This window comes from Elstera litoralis (assembly GCF_000963705.1).
GTDB classification, from domain to species: domain Bacteria; phylum Pseudomonadota; class Alphaproteobacteria; order Elsterales; family Elsteraceae; genus Elstera; species Elstera litoralis.
Genome location: NZ_LAJY01000204.1, coordinates 1 through 9,408 on the forward strand (window position 1 = coordinate 1; position 9,408 = coordinate 9,408).

At 62.1% G+C, this 9,408-nt stretch carries 6 protein-coding genes and 3 pseudogenes; 2 read left to right on the forward strand and 7 right to left on the reverse strand.

Features of this window, described 5'->3' with window-relative positions:
- The 7 genes and pseudogenes from VZ95_RS08935 to VZ95_RS08965 form a co-directional block, all read right to left on the reverse strand.
- Window positions 1–1,306: RNA polymerase sigma factor region1.1 domain-containing protein (locus VZ95_RS08935; RefSeq protein ID WP_045775544.1), on the reverse strand; the 1,306-nt coding region annotated here is incomplete at its 3' end.
- Window positions 1,307–1,399: 93 nt separating this feature from the next.
- Entirely contained in the window at window positions 1,400–2,212 is an 813-nt protein-coding gene (locus tag VZ95_RS08940) for a hypothetical protein (protein WP_045775545.1), read from the reverse strand.
- Window positions 2,209–2,559, reverse strand: coding sequence for a toprim domain-containing protein (locus tag VZ95_RS08945; RefSeq protein ID WP_045775546.1), 351 nt, complete (start codon window positions 2,557–2,559; stop codon window positions 2,209–2,211). The genes VZ95_RS08940 and VZ95_RS08945 overlap by 4 nt, the downstream gene beginning before the upstream one ends.
- The gene (locus VZ95_RS26880) at window positions 2,556–2,984 is read right to left on the reverse strand and encodes a hypothetical protein (RefSeq protein WP_052711626.1); all 429 of its coding nucleotides are present in this window, start codon (window positions 2,982–2,984) and stop codon (window positions 2,556–2,558) included. The genes VZ95_RS08945 and VZ95_RS26880 overlap by 4 nt, the downstream gene beginning before the upstream one ends.
- Window positions 2,985–3,058: 74 nt before the next feature.
- Window positions 3,059–3,328, reverse strand: a pseudogene (locus VZ95_RS29235) (CHC2 zinc finger domain-containing protein); the annotation flags it as partial.
- A gap of 15 nt (window positions 3,329–3,343) precedes the next feature.
- Window positions 3,344–3,805, reverse strand: coding sequence for a GatB/YqeY domain-containing protein (locus VZ95_RS08960; protein WP_045775548.1), 462 nt, complete (start codon window positions 3,803–3,805; stop codon window positions 3,344–3,346).
- Between the two features lie 79 nt (window positions 3,806–3,884).
- Entirely contained in the window at window positions 3,885–4,676 is a 792-nt protein-coding gene (locus tag VZ95_RS08965; RefSeq protein ID WP_045775549.1) for a class I SAM-dependent methyltransferase, read from the reverse strand.
- Between the two features lie 241 nt (window positions 4,677–4,917).
- Between VZ95_RS08965 and carA the strand changes: the two are divergent.
- Window positions 4,918–6,077: pseudogene (carA, locus tag VZ95_RS08970) on the forward strand (glutamine-hydrolyzing carbamoyl-phosphate synthase small subunit).
- Window positions 6,078–6,132: 55 nt separating this feature from the next.
- A pseudogene (gene carB / locus VZ95_RS08975) lies at window positions 6,133–9,353 on the forward strand (carbamoyl-phosphate synthase large subunit).
- Window positions 9,354–9,408: the final 55 nt, after the last annotated feature.

Here is a 9,408-nt window from a genome sequence, read left to right on the forward strand (position 1 = left end):
TCTTGGCAATCGAAATGACGAGGCGCAGGTTCGCTTCGACCATTTCTTTCTTAGCGCGGCTGGCTTCCCGTTCGCCCTTTTGGATCTTCTGAACCATCGCGCGGAATTCGCCGATGGGCAGCGTCACTTCAGCGGCAAAAGCGGCGGTATCTTCGCGAACCTTACGCGCGTCTTCGGCGTGCTTTTCGTAGAAGCGCGTCCATTTCAGGCTGCGGATGCGCACCGTTTCCAGCCAGTTCGGCACCAGCTCATTGCCCATATAGGCGGTGAGGAAGTCGGCGCGCGGAACCTTGGTCGATTCGGCCATACGCAGCATTTTGCCGTCGAGCTGCAACAGCTTGCGGGCCAGAAGATTATGCTGCTCCACCAATTGTTCGATGCGCAGCGGGTGCAGGCGCACCGTCTTGGTGATATCGACCAGATCACTGCGGGCTTTTTCGTACTTCTTCTCATTGGCGGGCGTCAGCGGCTCGCCTTTGAGCAGCGAAGCCACGCGCTTATCTTGCAGCTTGGCAAGCTTGATCTGCGCTTCGGCGATTTGATCGAATTTTTCGACATATTGCGGCAGCAACTCGGCTTCCATCGCCGACAGCGATACGCCGGGCTCGTCGCTTTCGCCCTCGCCTTCGCCTTCCGCACCGGGCGCAGCGGGATCGCCCTCTTCAGCCTCTTCCACTTCTTCCGGGGCCTCGGCCCCTTCCGCAGCGGCGACCAGCAGTTCCGGCGGCAGATCTTCATCTTCCGCAGGAGCACCATTGCCGTAGGAGGCTTCGAGATCGATGATATCGCGCAGCAGCATGCGCCCGTCGATAAGCGCCTGACGCCAGGCCACAATTGCGCGCTGGGTCAGCGGGCTTTCGCACAGGCCAGAAATCATCGCCTCGCGGCCGGCTTCGATCCGCTTGGCAATGGCGATTTCGCCTTCGCGCGACAGCAGCTCCACCGAGCCCATTTCGCGCAAATACATGCGGACGGGATCGTCCGTGCGGCCGACTTCATCCTCGTCGACATTACCGCGCGCGTCGCCGTCGGCGTCCGCTTCGGCTTCCGTCTCCTCGGCTTCATCGCCTTCGACGATGTTGATGCCCAACTCCGAGAGCATCGCCAGGGTATCTTCGATCTGTTCCGAAGACACCTGATCCTGCGGCAGGGCAGCATTCAATTCGTCATAGGTTACGTAACCGCGCTCTTTGCCTTTGGCCGTCAGTTTTTTGACGGCGGCGGCGACGGTATCGACCAATGGACTTTCGAGTGCTTCTTCCTGCGGGGTTTGCTCTTCTGCGGTATTCGCTGCCTTCTGCGCCATTCTTGACCCTCGCCAAACCAAACCGTCGCTTAAAACCATTCTGCCCGAGAGCATGCCAGAAACATGCCGGGCGCTTCTTCTATCCCATCCGCGTTACGACGGTGCGACAGGGTTGATCCCCGCGCGCGCCTCGCTCGCCTGCTCCATCCCGTCCTCGTCGGGCTCCGCGTGGCTTTTCGCCTTATCGGCGAAGAGCGCCTTAAAGCGCAGCCACGCTTCCGGGGTTTCTTCCGACAGCGTCACCGCCATCAGATTTTTCCGATCTTCCACAACACGGCGATCCGACAGTCTGCCGAAAATTTCGGCGACCCTGGCGCGCACATCTCGGGGAAACGCTTCACGCCGCGTGAAGGGAAACGTTCCGGCAACGTCTTGCTGCATCACTTGCGACAGCATAAAAGCGTGCTCGCTTTCCGCGACATGGGATTGCAGGGCATCGGCGTCAAGGCCGGGACGGGTAGCCGTAAGATTTACGATTTCCTGCCTTAGCAAGTCAAGGCCCGCATCGGCAAAGCTGATCTCGGCCAGGGCTTCGTGCCATTCATCGAATAAAAACGGATGGTTAAGGAAGGTCGCGAGCAACTCGTAAGCGTGCATCCGCTCGGCGATGCTGCCCACCGTTGCCGGGGTTGCACGGGGGCCTTGCTTTAGGAACAGGTCCGGCTCTTGCCAGCGCCCCCGTTTGCCGGGCTGAAACTTGGGCCGGGTTTGATACGGGACGGCGGTGACTTGCACCACCGGCTCCGGCGCAGGGGCCACGCCAAACAGCACCGTAATCCGTTGGTCGATATCGGCCTGATACAGCCGCCGCACGTCGGCATCGGCGATGGTCGCGATCTGGGTGTGGAGTTCGCGGGAGAAATCGGCTTTGCGCTCCGGCGTATCCAGCACGCGCCCAAGCTTCACCCCGTCCCACAGCGCTTCGACCAGCGGGCGCGCGCCGTCAGCGCTTCGCGCAGCCGGGCGGGACCGCCGGGGCGGCCCAGCAGATCATCGGGATCGAGCCCCTCGGGCAGCGTGGCAAAGCGCAACGAGCGGCCCGCTTTAAGCTGCGGTAGCGCCCGCAACGCCGCGCGCATCATCGCCTTCTGCCCCGCTGCATCGCCGTCAAGACACAGTACGGGCTCGGGCGCGAGCCGCCACAGTTCTTCCATCTGCTCTTCGGTAAAGGCGGTGCCCAGGGGCGCAACCGCCGTATCGAACCCGGCGCGGTGCAGGGCGATCACGTCCATATAGCCTTCGGCAAGGATCACTTCCTGCTTCTTGGCCGCTGCGGGGCGGGCGAGATGCAGGGCATAGAGGCTGCGGCCTTATGGAAGAGCGGCGTTTCCGGGCTATTGAGGTATTTCGGCTGCCCATCGCCCAAAATGCGCCCGCCGAAGGCGATCACCCGCCCGCGCTTATCGCAGATCGGAAACATCACGCGGCCCCGGAACCGATCATAGGGATCGGGTTTTTCTTCAACGCGGATCAGCAGCCCGGCTTCCACCAGCAGCCCCTCGTCAAACCCCTGGATTTTCAGCGCTACCTTCAAGCCGTCGCGCTGATCGGGCGACCAGCCGACGCGGAACTTGCCGATATCCTCCTCGCGCACGCCGCGCCGGGTGAGATAGTCGCGCGCGCCGGTGCCCGAAGGCCCTCGCAGGCTTTGCTCGAAATAAAGACAGGCGGCTTCCATCGCCGCTTCCAGCGTTTGCCGCCGCTCAACGGTGCGCCGGTCGGTCGGCGTATCGCGGGGAACCTCGATCCCGCTTCGCCCGCGAGCCGTTCGACGGTTTCGGCAAACCCCAACCCGTCGGTCTGCATCACGAAGGAGACGATGTCGCCATGCGCGCCGCAGCCAAAGCAATGGTAGAAGCCCTTATCGTCATTGACGAAAAAGCTGGGTGATTTTTCGCTGTGGAACGGGCAGAGGCCGGAAAACTCCCGCCCTTTCCGGGTAAGCTTCACCTTCCGCCCAACCACCGAGGAGGTCGGGACGCGGGCGCGAAGATCATCCAGAAATTGGGGCGGGAAAGCCATGATTGCCCCTTATGGTTAAGCGGTAAGCTTAGCCTTAACCTGGGCACTGGCGGCCTGGAAATCCATAGCCCCGGCGAAACGGGCTTTCAGCTCGTTCATCACCCGGCCCATATCCTTAATGCCGCTCGCGCCAAGATCGGCAATGACGGCGGCAATCGCGGCATCCGCTTCCTCAGCGCTCATGGCTTGCGGCAGGAAGCGTTCGATGACGGCGATTTCCGCAGCTTCCTTTTCCGCCAACTCGGCGCGGCCACCTTGCTCGTACATCGTGATCGATTCGCGGCGCTGCTTAATCATGGTTTGCAGCATCGACAGAATGGCTTCGTCGGGGATGGTATCGACCCCGCTGGGGCGCGAGGCGATGTCCTTATCTTTCAACGCGGCTTGGATCATGCGGATGGCCCCGACGCTGGCCTGATCGCGCTCCCGCATGGCGGTTTTATAGGCATCGGTAATCGCGGCGCGCAGGCTGCTCATTGTCTTTACTCCTCAAGACCCGAAACCGGGTCAGTCCAAAACGAAGGGACAAGACAATAGGCTATGTCAGCTTCCGAAACTAGGCCTTGCCCTCCGCCTCCGGCGTCCACCATTTCCCGGCATCGGCCCCCGCGCCCTTGGTGAAGATCAGATAGACGCCTTCCCAGGCCGAGGGCGTTTGCACCAACTGCAAATTCACCGCACCACGCTTCAGCAGCAGCCCGCTCAATCGGTTCAGATCGTAGATATTCATCTGCATGACCGGGTCGCTCAGGGGGGCACCGCGCAGCAGATTGAAGAGATAGCGGAGCGGCGTGATGTACTTCTGCGCCAGCGCCGCATAGCGCTTCAACGGCGCGCGCGAATCGGCAATCGGCACATGCAGCGCGCCGATACCGCCCGGCTTCAGCTTGTCGTAAAGCCCGATGATGATCTGCTCGCCAACTTCCACGGGGATATGCTGGATGACGATATAGGAATGGACGAAATCGACGCCCTGGGGCACCTCCTGCACCGACCGGCAGAGTTTGAGCGGCGTCACCCCTGCCTCTTCGGCGTGACGCGCAGCGCGGTCCAGCATCGATTGGGCGATATCGACGCCCCAAACTTGATCGGCATAGGCGCTCAGCGGAATGGCAAGACGGCCGACGCCGACACCGAAATCAACTGCCGTGCCGAAACGCCCTGCGTGCCGCGCCGCAATCGGCCCCTGCATTAGCGATGTGATATGGGCGATGCCTTGGGCAAAGAAGCGCCGCTTCTTCTCGGCATCCAGTTCGGACCCCCGGTAGATTTCCGCAGTATTAACACCGTAGTAAGGATTATTTTTTCCAAATTCTTCCCAATTTTTTTGAGTATCTTCGGTAATCATCGAGATTTATCCAAAATTTTCTAGACGGAGGTTGAGGAAGAGAGCGGGTTTTTTCTGTCCTCAGACCTTCGAAATACCATATCACTGCTCGGGGAGCAATCTGTCCGATCTGCTATCATCGGATTTGCGCTATCGGAGGGCGGCCATGCTCGGAAGAATGGCTGCGCGGGGTTGACCCCTGGGTGCGGCTCCCGTATAGGCTCCGCAATTTGCCCGCCCGCATACTTTGAAGAGGTACAGAATGACCGACGCCGCCCCCACCCCGACCGGCGCACTCGTGCTGCAAGATGGCACTGTTCTATGGGGGCGTGGCTTTGGGGCATCGGGGCGATCGGTTGGCGAAGTCTGCTTCAATACGTCGCTGACGGGCTATCAGGAAATCATGACCGACCCGTCCTACGCCGGGCAGATCATCACCTTCACCTTCCCGCATATCGGCAATACCGGCACCAATCCTGAAGACATTGAAACCAAGACGCCCGCCGCGCGCGGTTTGATCGTCAAAACCGACGTGACCGAGCCGTCCAACTGGCGCTCGGTGCAGAATTTCGATGCTTGGTTGAAGAATTGGAACCTGATCGGCCTCGCCGGGATCGACACGCGCCGCCTGACCCGGTTGATCCGCGATACGGGCGCGCCGACCGGCGTGATCGTCCATAATCCGGCGGGCATCACCGACGCGATATCGCCGCCGCCACCGAGGAAGCGAAAGCCTGGCCCGGCCTCGAAGGCATGGACCTCGCCAAAGACGTGACCACCCGGCAAAGCTACCGCTGGACGCAATCGACCTGGACCCTCGGCGCGGGCTATGGCGAGCAGGACAGCCCGGACCATCACGTCGTCGCCATCGATTACGGCGCGAAGCAGAATATTCTGCGCTGCCTCGCCGCGACCGGCGCGCGGGTGACGGTCGTCCCCGCCTCGGCCACGGCTGAGGAAATCCTCGCCCTGAACCCGGACGGCGTCTTCCTCTCCAACGGCCCCGGCGATCCGGCGGCTACGGGCGTCTATGCCGTGCCGACCATTCAAGGGCTGCTCGCCAAAGACCTGCCGATTTTCGGCATTTGCCTTGGGCATCAGTTGCTGGCGCTGGCGCTCGGCGGTAAGACCGAGAAAATGCCCCTCGGCCATCGCGGCGCGAACCATCCGGTGAAGGATCTCGAAACGGGTAAGGTGGAAATTACCAGCCAGAACCACGGCTTCGTCGTGCTGCCGGAAAGCTTGCCGGAAGGCTCAATTGTCACCCATGTCTCGCTGTTCGACGGCAGCAATGAGGGCTTCCGCCTGAAAGACCGCCCGGTCTTCTCCGTGCAATACCACCCGGAAGCCAGCCCCGGCCCGTCGGACAGCCACTATCTGTTCGAGCGTTTCGCCACCTTGATCGAGGCGAGCAAGCGCTAAGCGCGCCGCCTTCCTCCCCTGCCGCCCGCCCGCCGCTGAAAGACTGAGAATTCCCATGCCGAAACGTACCGATATTTCCTCCATCCTCATCATCGGCGCGGGGCCGATTGTGATCGGCCAAGCCTGCGAGTTCGATTACTCCGGCGCGCAGGCCGTAAAAGCCTTACGGGCGGAAGGCTATCGGGTCATTCTCGTTAACTCCAATCCGGCGACGATCATGACCGACCCGGATTTGGCCGACGCCACCTATATCGAGCCGATCACGCCGGATTTCGTCGCGCGCGTCATTGAAGCCGAGCGGCCCGACGCCCTATTGCCGACGATGGGCGGGCAGACGGCGCTGAACTGCGCCCTGGCGCTCGACGCCAACGGCACGCTGGAAAAATACGGCGTGGAACTGATCGGCGCGAAGCGCGACGCCATCGAAAAGGCCGAAGACCGGCAGTTGTTCCGCGAGGCGATGGAAAAAATCGGCCTTGAGAGCCCGAAAAGCCATCTGGTGCAGTCGCTGGACGAAGGCCGCGCTGCTGTGGCGCACGTCGGCCTGCCCGCCATCATTCGCCCGTCCTTTACGCTGGGCGGCCAGGGCGGCGGCATTGCCTATAATATGGAAGAGTTCGAAAGCATCGTCGCCGGCGGGATCAAGCTGTCGCCGGTGGGCTCGGTGCTGGTCGAAGAATCGGTGCTGGGGTGGAAGGAATATGAGATGGAAGTCGTGCGCGACCGCGCCGACAATTGCATCATCATCTGCTCTATCGAAAACATCGATCCGATGGGCGTGCATACCGGCGACAGCATCACGGTCGCCCCGGCGCTCACCTTGACCGATAAAGAATATCAGATCATGCGCGACGCCTCGATTGCGGTCTTGCGCGAAATCGGCGTCGATACCGGCGGCTCGAACGTGCAGTTCGCCGTGAACCCAGCAGACGGGCGCATGGTCGTCATCGAAATGAACCCGCGCGTCAGCCGCTCCTCGGCGCTGGCCTCCAAAGCAACCGGTTTCCCGATTGCCAAGATCGCGGCCAAGCTCGCCGTGGGCTATACGCTGGACGAGTTGAAGAACGACATCACCAAAGTCACTCCGGCCAGCTTCGAGCCGACGATTGACTATGTCGTCACCAAAATTCCGCGCTTCACGTTTGAAAAATTCCCCGGTGCCAGCACCACCCTGACCACCTCGATGAAGTCGGTCGGGGAAGTTATGGCGATTGGCCGCACCTTCGCCGAAAGCTTCCAGAAAGCCCTGCGCGGTCTCGAAACCGGCCTATCGGGTCTTGATGAGATCGCCGTGGAAGGCTCGATGCGCGCCGCCCTCTCGACGCCGACCCCGGACCGCTTACGCATCATCGGCCAAGCCTTGCGCTCCGGCATGAGCGTTGAGGAGGTCCATACCGCAACCAAGGTCGACCCGTGGTTCCTGCGCCAAATCGCCGATCTGCTGACCGAAGAAGCCGCGATTAAGGCCAACGGCCTGCCGCGCGACCGCCGGGGCCTACATCGGTTGAAAGCCCTCGGCTTCTCCGACGCGCGCCTTGCCAAGCTCACCGGCCAAAATGAAGCTGACGTGTCCGCCCACCGCGCCGCTTTGGGCGTGCAGCCGGTGTTCAAGCGCATCGATACCTGCGCGGGCGAGTTTGCCTCGGACACGCCCTATATGTATTCGACCTATGAGGGCAACGGCGTCGAACCCGCCGAATGCGAATCCGATCCGACCGCTGCCAAAAAGGTGATGATCCTCGGCGGCGGCCCGAACCGCATTGGCCAGGGGATCGAGTTCGACTATTGCTGTGTCCATGCCGCCTACGCGCTGAAAGATGCCGGGTTCGAGACCATTATGGTCAACTGCAACCCGGAAACGGTTTCGACCGATTACGACACCTCGGACCGGCTCTATTTCGAACCGCTGACCGGCGAAGACGTGATTGCCATTGCCCGGCGCGAGCAGAGCAAGGGCACGCTGCTGGGGGCGATTGTGCAGTTCGGCGGGCAAACGCCGCTGAAGCTGGCCGCCGCGCTAGAGGCCGCCGGGATTCCCATCCTCGGCACCTCGCCCGACGCCATTGATCTGGCTGAAGACCGCGAGCGCTTCCAAGTGCTGCTGCAAAAGCTCGGTCTGCGCCAACCGAAGAACGGCACCGCGCGCTCGGCGGAGGAGGCTGAAAAAGTCGCCGAACAGGTCGGCTATCCGGTCGTCCTCCGCCCCTCCTACGTGCTCGGCGGGCGGGCGATGGAAATCGTCCATGATGTCGAAGGGCTGCGCCGTTACGTCACCACCGCCGTGCAGGTTTCGGGCACAACGCCGGTGCTGATCGACAGCTACTTGCGCGACGCTATCGAGGTCGATGTCGATGCGGTCTCGGACGGCAAAGACGTGCTGGTTGCCGGGATCATGGAGCATATCGAAGAGGCGGGCATCCATTCGGGCGATAGCGCCTGTGCCCTGCCGCCCTATTCGCTGACCCCGGCGATCATCGATGAAATCCACGCGCAAACCGTGCAGCTCGCCCGCGCGCTGAAGGTGATCGGGCTGATGAACGTGCAGTTCGCCGTGAAGGAAAACACGGTCTACATCCTCGAAGTGAACCCGCGCGCCAGCCGCACGGTGCCCTTCGTCGCCAAAGCCACGGGTCGCCCGATTGCGAAAATGGCCGCGCGGATTATGGCGGGCGAAGCGCTCGCCAGCTTCCCGCCACCGCCCGCCCACGGGCAGCATGTGGCGGTGAAGGAAGCCGTCTTCCCGTTCAACCGCTTCCCCGGCGTCGACACCATCCTCGGGCCGGAAATGAAATCGACCGGCGAGGTCATGGGCTCGATATGGACTTTGGCCGCGCCTTCGCCAAAGCCCAGGCCGCCGCTGGGGTGCATTTACCCATCGCCGGGGCCTGCTTTATCTCGGTGAAGGAAAGCGATAAGGGGGCGATGGTGCCGCTCGCCCGCTCCCTCACCGGCCTCGGCTTCCGCATTGTCGCCACGCGCGGCACGGGCGCTTACCTGAAGGACAATGGGCTTGACGTGCAGATCGTGAATAAGGTTACGGAAGGCCGCCCGGATATTACCGACCTGATGCGCTCGGGCGAAATCCAACTGGTCATCAATACCGCCGAAGGCAAGGTCGCCATTGCCGACAGCTTCTCCCTGCGCCGCACCGCGCTGACCGCCGGGATCGCCTATATGACCACGGTCGCGGGAGCCCGCGCCGCCGTGCGAGCCATTGAAGCCTTGCGCGGCGAAACCTTGGGCGTGCGGCCCTTGCAGGCGTATTTCACGAAATGAGTTTGGCGGGGGCCATCCTTCGGGTTGCGCGCCCGACCGACCAGTTAGAGGCCGT